15 protein-coding genes are annotated in these 17,073 nt (G+C 40.8%); 4 read left to right on the top strand and 11 right to left on the bottom strand.

Annotation, left to right across the window (positions count from 1 at the left end; translation table 11 throughout):
* Positions 1-71 precede the first annotated feature (71 nt).
* The 5 genes from gyrA to ACE01U_RS11640 all read right to left on the bottom strand — a co-directional run bounded on the left by gyrA (position 72) and on the right by ACE01U_RS11640 (position 7,058).
* Positions 72-3,044 carry a DNA gyrase subunit A gene (gyrA, locus tag ACE01U_RS11660; RefSeq protein WP_395579530.1) on the bottom strand — a complete coding sequence of 991 codons (2,973 nt, stop codon included), beginning with the start codon at positions 3,042-3,044 and terminating at the stop codon, positions 72-74.
* Between the two features lie 305 nt (positions 3,045-3,349).
* On the bottom strand, positions 3,350-3,955 hold the full coding sequence (locus ACE01U_RS11655) for a hypothetical protein (RefSeq protein WP_395579529.1): 606 nt from the start codon (positions 3,953-3,955) through the stop codon (positions 3,350-3,352).
* Positions 3,956-4,261: 306 nt separating this feature from the next.
* Positions 4,262-5,197: an FAD-binding protein gene (locus ACE01U_RS11650; RefSeq protein ID WP_395579528.1), complete on the bottom strand. Its 936-nt coding sequence runs from the start codon at positions 5,195-5,197 to the stop codon at positions 4,262-4,264.
* Positions 5,198-5,214: 17 nt separating this feature from the next.
* Complete coding sequence (locus tag ACE01U_RS11645) at positions 5,215-5,967, bottom strand: electron transfer flavoprotein subunit beta/FixA family protein (protein WP_110974507.1); 753 nt, start codon at positions 5,965-5,967, stop codon at positions 5,215-5,217.
* Between the two features lie 485 nt (positions 5,968-6,452).
* Positions 6,453-7,058: a LysE family translocator gene (locus tag ACE01U_RS11640; RefSeq protein WP_395579527.1), complete on the bottom strand. Its 606-nt coding sequence runs from the start codon at positions 7,056-7,058 to the stop codon at positions 6,453-6,455.
* Positions 7,059-7,172: 114 nt separating this feature from the next.
* Here ACE01U_RS11640 and ACE01U_RS11635 point away from each other — a divergent pair, with 114 nt between their 5' ends.
* Complete coding sequence (locus tag ACE01U_RS11635) at positions 7,173-7,667, top strand: Lrp/AsnC family transcriptional regulator (RefSeq protein WP_086207988.1); 495 nt, start codon at positions 7,173-7,175, stop codon at positions 7,665-7,667.
* A gap of 187 nt (positions 7,668-7,854) precedes the next feature.
* Positions 7,855-8,247, top strand: coding sequence for a GNAT family N-acetyltransferase (locus tag ACE01U_RS11630; RefSeq protein ID WP_395579526.1), 393 nt, complete (start codon positions 7,855-7,857; stop codon positions 8,245-8,247).
* On the opposite strand, the gene ACE01U_RS11625 is transcribed toward ACE01U_RS11630, so the two are convergent.
* The 6 genes from ACE01U_RS11625 to ACE01U_RS11600 form a co-directional block, all read right to left on the bottom strand.
* The gene (locus tag ACE01U_RS11625; RefSeq protein ID WP_086207989.1) at positions 8,174-8,545 is read right to left on the bottom strand and encodes a hypothetical protein; all 372 of its coding nucleotides are present in this window, start codon (positions 8,543-8,545) and stop codon (positions 8,174-8,176) included. The genes ACE01U_RS11630 and ACE01U_RS11625 overlap by 74 nt on opposite strands.
* A 341-nt stretch (positions 8,546-8,886) precedes the next feature.
* Complete coding sequence (locus ACE01U_RS11620) at positions 8,887-9,798, bottom strand: tyrosine recombinase XerC (RefSeq protein WP_151706902.1); 912 nt, start codon at positions 9,796-9,798, stop codon at positions 8,887-8,889.
* Positions 9,799-9,948: 150 nt separating this feature from the next.
* Positions 9,949-10,794 (bottom strand): diaminopimelate epimerase, encoded by an 846-nt coding sequence (gene dapF / locus ACE01U_RS11615; RefSeq protein WP_291374405.1) that lies wholly within the window; start codon positions 10,792-10,794, stop codon positions 9,949-9,951.
* A gap of 5 nt (positions 10,795-10,799) precedes the next feature.
* Positions 10,800-12,050, bottom strand: a complete 1,251-nt coding sequence (lysA, locus tag ACE01U_RS11610) for a diaminopimelate decarboxylase (RefSeq protein ID WP_119063107.1) — start codon at positions 12,048-12,050, stop codon at positions 10,800-10,802.
* Positions 12,051-12,082: 32 nt separating this feature from the next.
* Complete coding sequence (gene lptM / locus ACE01U_RS11605) at positions 12,083-12,307, bottom strand: LPS translocon maturation chaperone LptM (protein ID WP_086207992.1); 225 nt, start codon at positions 12,305-12,307, stop codon at positions 12,083-12,085.
* Between the two features lie 133 nt (positions 12,308-12,440).
* Entirely contained in the window at positions 12,441-13,844 is a 1,404-nt protein-coding gene (locus tag ACE01U_RS11600; RefSeq protein ID WP_395579538.1) for an amino acid permease, read from the bottom strand.
* A gap of 332 nt (positions 13,845-14,176) precedes the next feature.
* Between ACE01U_RS11600 and ACE01U_RS11595 the strand changes: the two genes are divergently transcribed.
* Positions 14,177-15,538, top strand: coding sequence for an alanine/glycine:cation symporter family protein (locus tag ACE01U_RS11595; protein ID WP_086207994.1), 1,362 nt, complete (start codon positions 14,177-14,179; stop codon positions 15,536-15,538).
* A gap of 139 nt (positions 15,539-15,677) precedes the next feature.
* Complete coding sequence (gene radA, locus ACE01U_RS11590) at positions 15,678-17,069, top strand: DNA repair protein RadA (protein ID WP_119063110.1); 1,392 nt, start codon at positions 15,678-15,680, stop codon at positions 17,067-17,069.
* Positions 17,070-17,073 lie beyond the last annotated feature (4 nt).

Below are 17,073 nucleotides of genomic sequence, written 5' to 3'. Positions count from 1 at the left end.
ATCTTTCCCAACAATCGCTGTATTGTTTGTATAAAAAAGGACGCCGAAGCGCCCTTTTCATTTTCATTCACTTATTCTTCATTTGGTGTATTCAAATCACTTGAATTCTCAGGTACTTCTAGATTTGTGTCATCAGCCACCGTTTCTTCAACAGTATCTAAGGACTCATCTAAAATTTCCTCTTCATCTTCAACTGCTTCAATCGCCTCAACACCCACCAAGGTTTCATTTTCACCTAAACGAATGAGACGAACACCTTGAGCGTTACGACCAGTCTGCGCAACTTCAGAAGCACGGGTACGTACTAAAGTGCCACCATCAGAAATCAGCATCAATTCTTTGGTTTCATCAATCGCTACTGCACCCACAAGCTCGCCATTACGCTCAGAGGTCTTAATGGCGATTACGCCCTTACCACCACGTTTCTTGGTTGGGAAATCATCTACTGGTGTACGTTTACCATAGCCATTGGCAGAAGCACATAAAACTTCTCCAGTTTCAGGCACAACCACTAATGAAACAATACGACTAATAAAGTTTGCATCTGAATCATCTTCTTCCGAATCAGACTCTTCCACTTCATCCGCTTGAGCAGAACCAATGGTCACTCGCATACCACGGACACCTTTAGCAGAACGCCCCATTGCACGAACATCAGTTTCAGCAAAACGGATAGCTTTACCTTCGTTCGAGAACAACATGATTTGTTGCTCGCCATCGGTAATAGCTACACCAATTAAAGTATCTTCTTCATTGAGCTCAATTGCGCGTAAACCATTTGAACGAACATTACTAAACTGTTCAAGTTCAACACGTTTTACTGTACCAGATGCCGTTGCCATAAATACAAAGAAATTCTTACGCATTTTCTCTGCTAGATCAGCAAATTCCACCAACGTTTCATTGTCCAAATCCGATGTTGAAAGCTCAACACCTAACTCTTTCAATTGCTTACGCAGTGCATCAGATAGTTCATCCGCATCTTCTGCCAATTCATCAAATGACGCTTTCAGTGCTTCATAGTGCGCTTCAAAAACACTGTTTTCACGTAATGTCGTCACATTGCTACGAACAAAGTTTTTAAAGTCAGCTAAGCGCTCTTTAAATTTCTTCGGTGCATCAATCACAGGAAGAATCGCTGTAATCGTTTCATCTGCATCCAATGGAAGTAAGTTCACCATTGGGCGACCTTTTGAACCACGTGACGCTTGTGGCACCTCAAACACTTTCAGACGGTAAACTTTACCTACATCGGTGAAACACAGCACAGTTGCGTGGTTCGATGTCACAATCAGGTGTTGAATGTAATCATCTTCCTTCATTGATGTCGCAGACTTACCACGACCACCACGACGCTGCGCAGCATAATCTGACAGCGGTTGAGTTTTTGCATAACCTGTTTTAGAAACAGTCAATACGACTTGTTCCTCAGGGATTAAATCTTCACGAGAGAAGTCAATACGCGACTCAACAATTGCGGTACGACGCGCATCGCCATATTGTTGCAAAATTAAAGCTAACTCTTCTTTAATCACGCCCATCAATAAATTAAAGTCATTGAGAATCGCTGTAAGTTCAGCAATCTGACCTAAAATTTCAGTATATTCAGCTTGTAACTTGTCTTGTTCTAAACCAGTTAAACGGTGTAAACGAAGTTCAAGAATCGCACCCACTTGTGCAGGTGACAAACGATAAATCTGGCCGTCCAAACCAAACGGACGACTTGGATCCTCACCTTCAATTTCATCTGGACGTACAGAAACTGAACCTGCTTTTTCAAGCAATGCAATTACATTGCCTGCTGCCCATTCACCTGCTTGCAAACGCTCACGTGCTTCAGATGGATTTGCTGATGTCTTGATGGTTTCGATGATTGCATCAATATTTGCAAGTGCAACAGTCAAACCTTCTAAGATATGACCACGTTCACGTGCTTTGCGTAACTCATACATCGTACGACGTGTCACCACTTCTTGGCGGTGACGAATAAATGCCGCAACAATGTCTTTCAAATTCATTAACTTTGGCTGACCATTATCTAGGCAGACCATGTTAATGCTGAATGAGTTTTCAAGCTGTGTATTTTGGAACAGATTATTCACCACAACTTCAGCGTTTTCACCACGCTTCAAGTCAATGGCAATACGCATACCCTCTTTATCAGATTCGTCACGTAGCTCTGAAATACCTTCAAGTTTTTTCTCTTTTACCAGTTCAGCAATACGCTCAATGGTTTTCGCTTTGTTGACTTGATACGGAATCTCGGTAAACACGATCGTGGTACGACCTGTTTTTGGGTCTTCCTCAAAATGGTATTTACCACGAATGTGCAAACGACCTTTACCCGTACGGTAAGCATCTACAATACCCGCTTTACCGTAAATAATGCCACCTGTAGGAAAATCTGGGCCCGAAATATATTCCATCAACCCTTCGATAGAAATATTTGGGTTTTCAGCATAAGCCAAACAAGCGTTCACCACTTCAGTCATGTTGTGTGGCGCCATATTGGTCGCCATACCCACAGCAATACCTGTCGTCCCATTAATTAATAAATTTGGAATACGCGTCGGCATGACTTGAGGAATACGCTCAGAACCGTCGTAGTTGTCTTCCCAATCCACCGTATCTTTTTCAAGATCGGCCAAGATTTCATGAGTCAACTTCCGCATACGCACTTCGGTATAACGCATCGCAGCTGCGCTATCACCATCGACCGAACCAAAGTTCCCCTGACCATCAACTAATTGATAACGCAAGCTAAAGTCTTGAGCCATACGAACGATGGTTTCATACACAGCAGAATCACCATGCGGGTGATATTTACCGATTACATCACCAACCACACGGGCAGACTTTTTATAAGCTTTGTTGTAGTCATTGCCCAATTCGTGCATTGCATAAAGCACACGACGATGAACAGGCTTTAGACCATCTCGAACATCGGGCAAAGCACGAGAAACAATCACGCTCATTGCATAGTCAAGATACGAGTTCTTGAGTTCATCCTCAATCGCAATCGGTCTGATTTCCGATACGCTCATGCATACTCCTTATTCTACAAACGTAAAGCCGCTTGCATTTATATGTCGTAAAACTTGCAAAATTATTAATTCAAAAGACTGAACTAAAAACTAAAATATAGCCGTAAATTATAGCATAAATACTCTGATTTTTGTGTCGCTTAGTCGTCGTTAATCTCGTTAATTTTCTTTAATTTAGGGGTTATTTTTTACACATGTATAGGATCTCATTTTCACGCTTACCTCTATTGTCTTTTGGCATCATATAAAAAGTAAAAAAGCCCTCATTTTTGAGGGCTTTAGATCATACATGTTGATAAAAGCTATTATTTTAATACTTGCTTATCTTGCTGCATAATATTGAAAGCCATCATAAATAGACCAATAATCAAAGGAAACTCATACAGCTCCTCCATGAGGTCTTTATAGGCAACATAATGTAAGAAGATCCCACCATAAATACGACTATGCTCAATCCCATCTGAAATAATTAACCCCATTAGAGTCATTAACATAGCCCATGCTGGAATGGCCACATGCTTCATTTTAAACGCAATCTCTTTTCGTAACGGCTTTATAAACAACATAAACACAACAGAGCCGATTAGAATAATCGAGATACCTCGAAAATACATTTTAGGCACATCTGGAAAGTAATCACGCCCCCAACTAATACTACGACCGAACAAAAGTAACCACCACAGCACAGACCATAGCCAAAAGTATTTTTTAGCCTCAGGCAGTTTCATCGGTTGCATATAGAAATAACTAATTGCTGCAAACGTCAACAAGAGTATGGCCTGAATATTTTCTACAGCACGAACAACGGCACCACCAATGAGTGGAAACTGAAAGTCTGCGAGAAAGGGAAAAAGTAAACACAAAAGAGTGATGATCAGAACAGACCAAGACACCCGAGTATCAATGAGCAAAACAGTGACCCCCAACTTAACAAAAGAGTTTTTGTATAAGTTAAGCTTAAAAATAGATGGCAAATAATATCACAAATACAAAAATGAGCTAACACACCAATCTTAAAGAATTCTTAATTTTGATCACATTTTACAAAATACAATGGTTTAAAACGACAAACTTAAATGAGGGACATCAGATCTTTTCACCTGAAAAAAATACAACTCAATCCATAAAATGACAAATAGAAAATGCCCCTGTGAATGCAGTTAAATTTTAGTTTAACTGCCTACACAGGGGCACTTCTTTGAAACGGTTATTCGTGATTAGATTTTAGCAACTAACTCAGGAACAACGGTATTCAAATCACCTACCAACCAGTAATCTGCTACTGCATTGATTGGTGCTTCTTCATCTTTGTTGATCGCAACGATCACTTTAGAATCTTTCATACCTGCCAAGTGCTGAATCGCACCAGAGATACCTACAGCGATATACAGATCAGGTGCAACGATTTTACCTGTTTGACCCACTTGCATGTCGTTTGGAACGAAACCAGCGTCAACCGCAGCACGTGATGCACCTTGAGCAGCGCCCAATTTGTCAGCCAATGGATCAAGAACAGTATGGTAGTTCTCACCTGAACCCACACCACGACCACCTGAAACTACAATACGCGCAGCAGTTAATTCTGGGCGTTCAGATTTCACGATCTCTTCAGCAACAAACTTAGAGATAGCTGCATCTTTTGCATCACTTACAGCTTCAACCGCAGCAGAACCACCTTCAGCAGCGACAGGGTCAAATGCTGTACCACGTACAGTACCAACAATGATTGCTTCATCAGACTGAACTGTTGCAATCGCATTACCTGCGTAGATTGGACGTTTGAACGTGTTTGCAGATTCAACAGCGATGATGTCTGTGATCATGCTCACGTCAAGAAGTGCAGCTACACGTGGAAGAATATTCTTACCTGTTGTAGTTGATGCAGCCAATACGTGTTTGTAACCGCCTTTCGCGATGTCTGCAACCAAAGCAGCAACGTTTTCAGCCAATTGGTTTGCATAAACTGCATTGTCAGCAAGTAATACTTTGCTTACACCCGCAACTTTTGCAGCAGCATCAGCAACTGCTTGTGCGCCAGAACCTGCAACTAATACAGTGATATCACCACCGATTTTTTGAGCTGCAGCAACAACGTTTAAAGTTGCACCATTTAGTGCTTTGTTGTCGTGCTCAGCGATAACTAAAATACTCATGATTTTATCCTTCTGTATTAGATCACTTTCGCTTCATTTTTTAGTTTTTCTACAAGCTCGTCTACAGACTTCACTTGTACACCAGCTTTACGTTCAGCAGGTGCTTCAACTTTAACTGTTTTCAGTTTAGTTGTTGTCGTAACACCAAAATCAGCAGGCGACTTTGTATCAAGCGGTTTTTTACGCGCTTTCATAATGTTTGGAAGAGCAGCATAGCGTGGCTCGTTCAAACGTAAGTCAGTCGTGATGATTGCTGGAAGTGCAAGCTCAACAGTTTGTAAACCACCGTCGATTTCACGCGTTACTTGTACTTTATCGCCATCAACTTTAACTTCAGAAGCAAAAGTACCTTGACCTGCACCTAGAAGTGCGCCAAGCATTTGACCAACTTGGTTAGAGTCATCATCAATTGCTTGCTTACCAAGAAGAATCAACTGAGGTTGTTCAGCGTCAACAACGCCTTTCAACACTTTCGCAATTTCTAAAGCACCCAGTTGGCTGTCATCAGCTTCAACCAAGATACCACGGTCAGCACCAAGCGCCATTGCAGAACGAATCTGTTCTTGCGCTTCTTTAGGACCAATAGAAACAACAACGATTTCTGAAACAGTTCCTTTTTCTTTTAAGCGAACCGCTTCTTCCACTGCGATTTCACAGAATGGGTTAATTGACATTTTAACGTTTGTTAAGTCAACACCACTGTTGTCCGGCTTAACGCGAACTTTAACGTTGGCATCAACCACACGTTTTACAGCAACAAGAGCCTTCATGTAATCCTCGGCTGTTTTAGCAAATGTAAATGTTGAGAAAAGTTAGTTTAACTCTTCACTTAAATTTTTTTAGGTGCCCTATCTTGCAATGTGTACGGCATTTCGGTCAAGTCACAATTCATCAAAGAGCTGTAAAAATGCGTAATTTTAGCTGAACGTCGCGTTCATACTTTTTTATACGCAGTTTATTTGCACAAAATCATACATATATTAAGGATTGATTTTTATTATGTTTTTATTTGATTTGTATTATTGGCAGATCTGATTTCTTTTCTGCGAATTTGCTTCAACTACGAGTTATTGACTGTCTGTTCACATCTTTGTATTGGTGTTGAAATTTGTCATTTAAGATAGAAATGCTTTCGAGTAAATTAAAGTCACACTCTCTGCATTTCCACATCACATCATATAAGCTATTTATGACGTTTTATTGAAAGCGCAATTAAAAAAAAAGCATGTCATTCAGACATGCTTTTGATCTCAGCTTAGTTCACAATGAGCCATGTTGCAGCCAAAGCCAACAAACTTCCAGAAGTGCCATCAATCCATTTTTGTTTACGCGCATCTATTTGAGACTTCTGTGTGATTTTTGCAAAAACAAAGCTCAAACTACAGTACACCACAAAAATCATCGCAATAAACAGTAAAGAAAGGATCAGGCCTTGGCTAACTGTATCACCTGACTTATCTATAAATTGCGGTAAAATTGCAAAGTAAATCAACATTCCCTTAGGGTTTAATAGCGCGGTAAAAAAGCCTTTTTTGATTGGATTACGTTCCACTTGACGTTCCAGTTGCAGTTTTTTGCTACTAAACACTGACTTTAATAAACCAAAGGCCAAATACAATAAATAGCCAATTCCTAACCAACGAATAGTTTCAAACAAAACAGGAAACGATACAATAATGGCTGCAATACCCAAAGCCACTAAAATGGAATGGAGTAAGTAGCCTGTACATACACCAACTGTTGCCATCATGCCTGCTTTTGCATCTTTGACCATAACTTGAGACAAAATAAATAACATATCTGGCCCAGGTGTAAAAATCAGCGGTAGCACTGTGAGTGCAAAGAGTACATATACAGACATTTCCTTTCCCCTTTCATGTTTTAGAAAGTGAAAATTAGTATGTGCGAAATATTACAAAATTGGCTTTCAATTTATTCTATAATAAAACGTATTTTTCAAATTATATTCTAAGATATGAAACAATCACCAAAGTCTGTGCGTATAAAACTTGATCGTATTGATAAAAATATCATTCGCTATTTGCAAGACAATGGCCGTATTCAAAATAATGACCTAGCCCGTGAAATTGGCCTTTCACCCTCATCGTGTTTAAGACGTGTCAAACTTTTAGAAGAAGCAGGTGTCATTCAAAACTATACAACTGTGGTCGACCCGCAAAAAATTGGTCTGCAATTGATTCTGTTTTCACGTATTTGGTTGGTGGGACAGGATGCGGAAACCATTGATACTTTTATTGAGGCAATGAAAGAACTCCCTCAAGTTATGGAGTGCTACATTATTTTAGGAGAATGCGATGCAATGCTGAAAGTCGTGGTACCTGATTTAGAAAGCTATCGCAAGTTTCAATCGACACATTTAACTAAAAAGAATGGCATTACCAGTGTCAAAACAGACCTGCCTAGCCAAATTATTAAGCAAAGTTTTCAGCTCCCGCTTGATGAAATTTGATGACCAGATCAAAACCTTTTAGCATTGAAACTCAGCGTTTACGCTGAAGATCATGACATGCAAATGATTTTGATGCGTTTGCAAAGTTAAATGCCGATGCCCAAGTGATAGGTTATTTTCCAAGTCCGCTCACGCAAACATTTCAACAATTCATCAATCAAAATGGTTGGGCTTTTGAGCGGTTGAATTGAAGTACAAGCGAAAGTTTATTGGATATACAGGTTTACATATTCAACCTGAACGCTTTGATTTTTCACCTTGTATTAAAATCAGTTGGCAATTTGATCCAAAGTTTTGGCATCAAGGTTATGCAACTGAAGCGGCACAGGCTTGCTTATTTTTTGCTTTTTCTATTTTAAAATTAAATGAAATCGTTGCCTTTACCGCAGTTCAGGATATAGCTTCTGAAGCCATGATGAAACGTCTGGCCATGCAACATCGTGGCTATTTTAATCATCCAAAACTCGATCAAAACAGCCCGCTATTTGAGCATACACTCTATAGCATTAAGCCAACTGACTTTCTAAAAAATCACGATGAATATGACTTAAATCAATCAATTCATATTGTTCAAGATTAAAAATTTTCCAGACTTCAAGAAAGTCCTCTTTCAAATCAATGCTATTTGATGGCTGAGTTGTTGCTTGCCACTGTAAATCAGAAATCCAAAGATAATATTGTCCAGTTTCTGGATTAAACGCCTGAACTTTACCCGCAGCATTAACCCCTTGAACAAATGCATTTTCAGGCAGTACTGGCTCAATATTGGCTAAACTAATTTCAACAAAGTGTTTAACTTGACGTAGTCCATAACCCGCAAAAATATCTTTTTGCGCTGAACTAAGTTGATCATACTTTGCTTGTATATCTGAAATCATCTACTGACCTATATTCACACTTGTCATTTTCAATATAAGCTTAAAGTCACCATTTTTCTGAACAGGGAACAACAAGCCAATCCTATTTTTAAGTTTATACTCTAATTTTTGCTAAATGATTATTCTACAAAAGTTCATAATAGTGTTTTTTCGAGTTAAGCGCAGTCACCAAATGGGTTTATTTCAATGATTACAAAGCAAAAATAATGCCGAATTTTTTATTAATATTCTGCTTTTTTTGTATCCACTTTATTCTTAGCTCACTTAAATCAACTTTTGGCTGAAAACATTCAACGAAATATTACCAAACTTTTGTGACTTTATTTTTAAAAACCAATGAACTAATTTTTAGATTTCTGCTGTGCTCTGGGATGCGTCTGGTCATACACCTGCGCTAGGCGGTCAAAATCAACATGCGTATAAATTTGTGTAGTACTTAAATTACTATGCCCTAACATTTCCTGCACCGCGCGTAAGTCACCACTATTTGACAGCATGTGACTGGCAAAACAGTGCCTGAGTAAGTGCGGATGCAGATCAATATTTACCCCTGCACGCTGTGCTTGAAACTTGACCCGATTTTCAATCTGGCGCATCCCCAAAGGATTGCCCTTTTGTGTAATAAAAACTTGTGCATCAGGAACAAAGTCCCCATTCCACAGTGGATAAATGCTTAGCCATTTCATCACTGCCTCTTTGGCTTTAGAACCAAATGGCACTACTCTAGTTTTATTCCCTTTACCTGTAATACGTAGTAACTGTCGATTGAAATCAATATCTTTAATTCTTAAGCCTTGTACTTCTGCTAGGCGTAATCCACTGGCATAGAGCAACTCAAGCAATGCTTTGTCGCGGTACCACATTTGCTGTTCGACTTCTTTTTCAGGTAAAGCCTGATCCAAAATTTGATTGATGGTTTCAATATCGACCAGGCCCGGTAAAGGACGTGGTTTACGTTTAAGCTGAAAGTCATCACTAGGATTAAAAGCCAAATATTGCCCTTGCTCAGCCCATTTCATAAATTGACGAATCGCAGACAACATCCGCTGTAAACTGCTAGAACTAAGTTGTTGATGTTCAACTTTTTGTGCCACATATTCACGCAAATCGGTTGCTTCAACATCATTAAGTTGAAGTTTTTTCTGCTCACAGAACAGTAAAAAATCAGACACATCACGCTCATAAGCCTGCAAAGTATGCGCAGACTGGTTTTGTATTTCTCGTTGTTTTAACCACATCGCGAGCAGTTGCATGGGCTCAAAGGTCACAAATCGCCTCTATTGTTCAGTCAAATAAAGAATGCTTATATTTTGCATAGTAACACTGTCTAAGCTTTTTAGATGTGTCTTTCATTTTGCATAAAAAAAGCACTGACGAATCAGTGCTTCTTATGTGAGTCTCAATTAGTTTTGGTAATAACTCAGATCAATACGTCCTTCGTAGACATTTGCGGTTGGACCTGTCATCCAAACCACATCACCGTCACGCCATTCGATATGTAACTTACCACCAGCTAGCTCGATCTCAACTGATGAGGCCAGTAAGCCACGGCGCATACCAGAAACTGCTGCGGCGCATGCCCCTGTACCACATGCAAGTGTTTCGCCTACACCACGCTCGAACACACGCAAACGCGCATGTTTTTCATCAATAATCTGCATAAAACCAGCATTGACACGTTGTGGAAAACGCTCATGCGACTCCACCTGAGGACCAATCCTTGCAACATCAGCTCTAATCACATCAGGAACAATAGTGACTGCATGCGGATTACCCATGTTAACCACATCAATTGTAAGCTGTTCATCATTTGCCAAAGCAATGTCATACAAAGCTTCAGGCGCATCCGCAATAAATGGAATTTCCTGCGGCAAAAATTTTGGATAGCCCATGTTCACCCGCACCCAGCCATTTTGGCCGAGTTCAGGTTCCACAATTCCTGCTTTGGTTTGTACTTTAATCTTGGTTTTCGTGGTCAATTGACGCTCATGCACAAAGCGGGCAAAACAGCGAACCCCGTTACCACACTGTTCAACTTCAGAACCATCGGCATTAAAAATGCGATATTTGAAGTCAACATTGGGTAAGTCAGGTGGTTCAACAATCAAAAGCTGATCAAACCCGATGCCAAAATGACGGTCAGCCAAACGTTGAATCGTTACCGTATCCAAAAAAGCTCTTTGGCTAATGAGGTCAACCACCATAAAGTCATTGCCTAGACCATGCATTTTGGTAAATTCTAAAAACATCTGCATTATCCTTCAGGCAATAAACGTTCTTTATCCCAAAGTGACTCAATGGTTTCACGCTCACGAATCAAATGCGCTTGATCACCATCCACCATCACCTCAGCAGCTCTGCCACGACTGTTATAATTTGAGCTCATTGCAAAACCATAGGCTCCTGCACCCAATACAGCAAGCAGGTCATTTTCTTTCAGTGCAAGCATTCGCTCTTTACCTAAGAAGTCACCCGTTTCACAAATCGCCCCAACCACATCCCACGCTTGTTCCTCAACATCCGAACGAGGTGTAACGGGCTGAATATCCATCCACGCCTCATACAACGCAGGACGAATCAAGTCATTCATAGCTGCATCAATAATGGCAAAGTTACGATGCACAGTCGGCTTCAATAAATCAACTTTGGTCAGTAACACACCTGCATTTGCAGAAATACTACGTCCTGGCTCCATATACACTTTCAAACCTAATTTTTCTAAAGCAGGCTTCATTGCATTGGCATATTCAAACACAGTTGGTGGGACTTCATCTTTATAAGTCACGCCTAAACCACCACCAATGTCGATATGTTTCAACTGAATGTCCATCGCTTTCAGTTGATTGATCATCAAAATCATACGATCTAAGGCATCAACAAAAGGTTGTGTCTCAGTCAACTGTGAACCAATATGGCAGTCAATCCCAATAATCTCTAAATTCGGTAGGGTTGCAGCATAGGCATAGGTTTCAAAGACCGCATCAGACGGAATCCCAAATTTATTTTCTTTCAAGCCTGTTGAAATATAAGGATGCGTTTTCGCATCTACATCTGGATTGACGCGCAGTGAAATCGGTGCTTTTTTGCCGAGCTTGGCTGCAACTTTTTGAATCCGATCCAACTCTGCATAAGACTCGACATTGAAGCATGCAATACCCACTTCTAAGGCTTTTTGAACGTCTGCTTCAGTTTTACCTAAACCCGAAAATACGATTTTAGAAGCATCACCACCAGCTTTTAGCACTCGAGCCAGTTCCCCACCCGTCACAATGTCAAAACCAGCACCCAGCTTCGCAAGAACATTCAATACTGCAATGTTTGAGTTCGACTTGACCGCAAAGCAAATTTGATGATCAATAAAATCAAAAGCACGATCCATTTCTGTGTAATGCTTTTCAAAAGTGGCCTTTGAATAAACATACAGTGGCGTACCAAATTGCTGCGCAAGCTGTTGCAGTGAGCATTGCTCGGCCTGCAAAACCCCATGATTGCGGGTAAAACTCATGAATGTATCCTTTCTATGAAGCGTTTAAGGGATTAAGGTTGATTGGTTTCAACTAAAGGTGCAGCAAACTCTTGCTTAACGGATGTTGAGTCTTCCTTTTGTGCAACTGGTTTTTCAGCGGCATCTTTATAAAGCAAATATTTTGCCCGTTTGTCGTAGTTTGGATCATTTGGCATATGTAATGCACCAGATTGACCACAACCAATGAATGCAGTACTCATCACCAAGACACTGATGCAGCAAATGACAGAACGCATCTGACCACCTATTTAATATTTTGAAGAAGTATAACCTGATCAAGAGACATGACCAAACCACTAAGCGCTAAAGATTATAGTGTGTGAAAAAAAAACACCAGTTAAAGACTGGTGTTTTTCTCAATCACAGTGATTATTTATTTTTCGGTTTGTAAAAACCCAAATAACCAATAATTAAAATAATGAACCAAATTGGGCTCACCATTAAAGCTTTCATGGTGTCGGCTTCTAAAGACAGCACATAAATCACGCCGATGAAGAAAATAATCACAAACCAACAGGTAAATAAACCGCCTGGTAGTTTAAAGGTTGATTTTGCATGTAATTCTGGACGAGTTTTATAGTAAACAATGTAGCTCCAGATAATCATAATCCAAACACAGATAAACAAAATCGTCGAAAGTGTGGTTGCCAAAGTAAAGGCTTCAACTGTATTTGGAACAAAATATTGAAGCGCTGCACCCAACAACAAACACACTGCAGAAAAATACAGTGCATTGGCAGGAACAGCACGTTTGTTTAAATGACCAAATGCTTTTGGACCTTGCTCTTCACGTGACAAACCAAACAACATGCGCGAAGTTGAAAACACGCCACTGTTCATGGATGACATCACAGAAGACAGCACCACCAAATTCATGATGATGGCAGCAGCAGCAATCCCCGCTTGGCTAAACAAGTTCACAAATGGCGAGACTGTAGGGTCAATTGTGTTCCATGGAGTCACAGACATCACAATCACTAAAGCCAACACATAGAAAATGATGATACGGATTGGAATCGAGTTGACTGCTTTAGGCAAATTCTTTTCAGGATCTTTGGTTTCAGCAGCAGTCGTACCTACCAATTCCACCCCAACAAAGGCAAAAATAGCGATTTGGAAACCAGCAAGGAAGCCTGTCACGCCTGTAGGGAAAATCCCTCCATGTGACCAAAGATGTGTAAAGGATGCGACCTGACCTGCTGTTGAGGTAAACCCTGTGAAGATCATCCACAAACCCACAGCGATGAGCACAACAATTGCAATAATTTTGATCAGTGCAAACCAAAATTCAAGCTCACCAAACAACTTCACTGTCACTAGGTTTAAACCCATGATAAAGACTATGGCGGCAATACTGATCATCACCCCCTCACCCGGAGTGAAAGGCAAGCCTCCATTAAAGAACTGCAGGTAATAAATAATGGCTGATAAGTCAGCAATACCAATCGTGATCCAACATAACCAGTATGTCCAACCGACAAAATAACCTGCCCACGGCCCAATCAAATCCGTTGAAAAGTCAATAAATGACTTATATTTCAAGTTCGATAGTAGTAATTCGCCAAGCGCACGCATGACCAAAAACACCATAAAACCAATAATCATGTAGATGATGAGAATAGACGGCCCAGCAAGGCTAATGGTCTTCCCCGACCCCATAAAGAGACCTGTACCAATTGCACCGCCAATCGCAATTAATTGTAAATGCCTATTGGACAAACTCCGTTTTAAATCGCCTTGTTCAGAGGTCGATTCTGTATTTTCTAAACTCATTCTTGATGTCATCTTATATATCCAACCGCCAAAATTACCCGAAAAAAACACAAAAATAAAAACAAAATTGCATTAATCTATTTTTTCAACATATTTTGAAAAGTTAATTAATTTTTCTTATATTTCCCTTGGAATAAATCATGCTCCAAAGGCTGTTCAGAAAAAAATCTCAAAATGCTTGTCAAAAAATAAATTCCATGCAACAAATAGACCAAGACTAAAAAAGACAAGAAATCGTGCAGGATGCATGACTATGGCATATCAATTGCTTAATAAAACTCAAATTTTTTATAGAAATTTCAAGTTTTAAAACATAGAGGATCAAAAGAAAAATGAATACAGAAAATTTACAAACATTTATGGAAATGATCAGTGGCTGGGTCTGGGGGCCCTACATGCTGGTCCTCATTGTTGGGACAGGTATATTTCTCACCCTACGTTTATTTTTTTGGCAAATTCGCATGTTGCCTTTGGCCTTTAAACAAGTTTTTGGAAAACACGAGGATGCCAAATCACATGCAGGAGATATTTCTCATTTTGCGTCATTGATGACCGCGCTATCAGCGACTATTGGTACAGGTAATATTGCAGGTGTGGCAACAGCCTGTGTTTTAGGTGGTCCAGGGGCTGTGTTTTGGATGTGGATGACTGCGCTGTTCGGTATGGCCACCAAATATGGTGAAGGTGTACTGGCCGTAAAATACCGCATCAAAAATGAAAAAGGCGAAATGTCGGGTGGCCCAATGTACTACATTGAACGTGGCTTAAAATGGAAATGGTTGGCACTAATTTTCGCCCTTTTTGGCACGTTGGCTTCATTTGGTATTGGTAGTTCCGTACAGTCCAACACCGTTGCCCTAGCTATAGAAAACAGCACAGGAGTTGCAACATGGATCACAGGCATCGTCATTACTGTATTTTCTGCCTTAGTGATTTTGGGTGGAATTAAGTCTATTTCTAAAGCAGCTTCTTTCATTGTTCCCATCATGGCTATCGGCTATGTCCTCGGCGGTCTGATCATTATCTTTAACCATCTTGAATTGGTTATGCCTGCACTTGAGCTAATTTTCCGGGATGCCTTTACTGGTGAAGCAGTAGCGGGTGGTGCGATTGGTGCGGTGATTCGTTATGGTGTTGCACGTGGCGTCTTCTCAAATGAAGCAGGTATGGGCTCGGCACCAATTGCCGCCGCTGCTGCAAAAACAGATCACCCTGCACGTCAAGGTTTGGTCTCTATGACAGGCACCTTCATTGACACTATTATTGTTTGTAGTATTACGGGGATTGTATTGGTCATGGGCTTTATCATGGCTGGCAATAGCTTTGGAGGCGAAACAGGCGCAGTTTTAACAACCCATGTTTTCGATAAGTTACTTCCTGGAGTCGGTGGTTGGATCGTGACTTTTGGTATTGTGTTCTTTGCTTATTCGACCATTTTAGGTTGGTGCTACTACGGTGAAAAATGCTGTACTTATTTACTGGGCGAAAAGTATGTCCTCTTGTACCGCATTATTTACATCGCATCCGTTTTCATTGGCTGCGTTGCATCTCTTGATCTCGTATGGTTATTTGCAGACACCTTTAATGGTTTAATGGCCGTTCCAAACTTAATTGCTTTACTATTACTCTCAACAGTCATTGTGAAAGAGTCACGTGATTTTATCGAAAAACGAAAATCAGGTGAGTTGTATTAAGTCTCTTTGAAAATTCCTTTGCAAGTCTGTATATCAAAGCCACCTTCGGGTGGCTTTTTGATTTTGAGCATTCATTTCAAATCCAATCCTCTGTATGCTGTGAAGCAGTCTAATCTTAAAATAGTGCACCCAATCGAGCATGGCAAAAGTAAAAAGTGTATATCGTTGCGAACAATGTGGCGCAGATCACCCAAAATGGGCAGGCCAATGTTCAGAGTGTGGTGAATGGAACAGCTTAAATGAAGTCAGTATTGCCCCTGCTATCAGCCATCGCGCACAACCTAAAATGGGCGGGGGGTATGCAGGTCAAGCCGCAGCAATTACCACATTAAACCAAATTTCAGTTTCGCATGAAACACGCCTAGCAACAGGGATAGGCGAATTTGATCGGGTGTTAGGGGGGGGCTTAGTTACAGGTTCTGTCGTCCTAATCGGGGGGGATCCTGGTATTGGTAAATCGACCATTTTACTGCAAACAGCAACCCATATGGCGGCAGCCAATAGCGCAGCCTTGTATGTCACTGGTGAAGAATCACTCTCTCAAGTTGCTTTACGTGCAAGCCGCCTCGACCTACCAACAGATAAACTCAAAGTTATGGCAGAAACCTGTGTTGAGCGTATTTGTGAAGTGCTTGCACATGAACGCCCTGCTGTGGCTATTTTGGATTCGATCCAAACACTGTATACCGAGACACTCCAATCTGCACCAGGCGGTGTATCTCAAATTCGTGAATCTGCAGCCTTACTGACACGTTTTGCTAAAAATAGTGGAACCGCACTGTTTATTGTGGGACACGTCACCAAAGAAGGTTCACTGGCAGGGCCCCGTGTACTTGAGCATATGGTGGACTGCGTGTTGTATTTTGAAGGTCAATCCGACTCACGTTACCGAATGATTCGTGCTGTTAAAAACCGTTTTGGCGCAGTCAATGAACTCGGTGTTTTTGGCATGACAGATAAAGGCTTAAGAGAAGTAGCGAATCCATCGGCAATTTTTTTAAGCCGTTATGATGAGGCGATTCCCGGTTCAATCGTGATGATTAGCCGTGAAGGTACTCGCCCACTCTTGGTCGAAGTGCAAGCTTTGGTGGATGATGCGCATGGTCAACCACGTCGGGTCGCTTTAGGCTTAGAACAAAACCGTTTAAATATGCTTTTGGCAGTCATGCATCGTCATGGTGGCGTGCAAACATCTGGACAAGATGTTTACGTGAACGTGGTTGGAGGGTTAAAGATCACCGAAACAGGCTCTGATTTAGCCGTCTTATTGGCCTGTGCCTCTAGTCTTCGAGCGAAAGCCTTGCCACAACAGTTAGCTGTTTTTGGTGAAGTCGGACTCTCAGGTGAAATTCGCCCTGTTCCTAATGGTCAAGAACGTTTAAAAGAAGCCATTAAACATGGATTTAAATACATTATTCTGCCTCGTGGTAATGCACCACAAAAAGATATTGCAGGTGTTACCGTCATTTCAGTTGCACGCTTACATGAAGCTTTAACCGAAGCAATGAGCTTAAGTGATGAACTCAACTAAAATA

The organism is Acinetobacter halobius (assembly GCF_044130335.1).
In the GTDB taxonomy this organism is placed as follows: Bacteria; Pseudomonadota; Gammaproteobacteria; order Pseudomonadales; family Moraxellaceae; genus Acinetobacter.
Note: the sequence above shows the minus strand (reverse complement) of the source record. Positions and strands in the feature narration are given on the sequence as shown.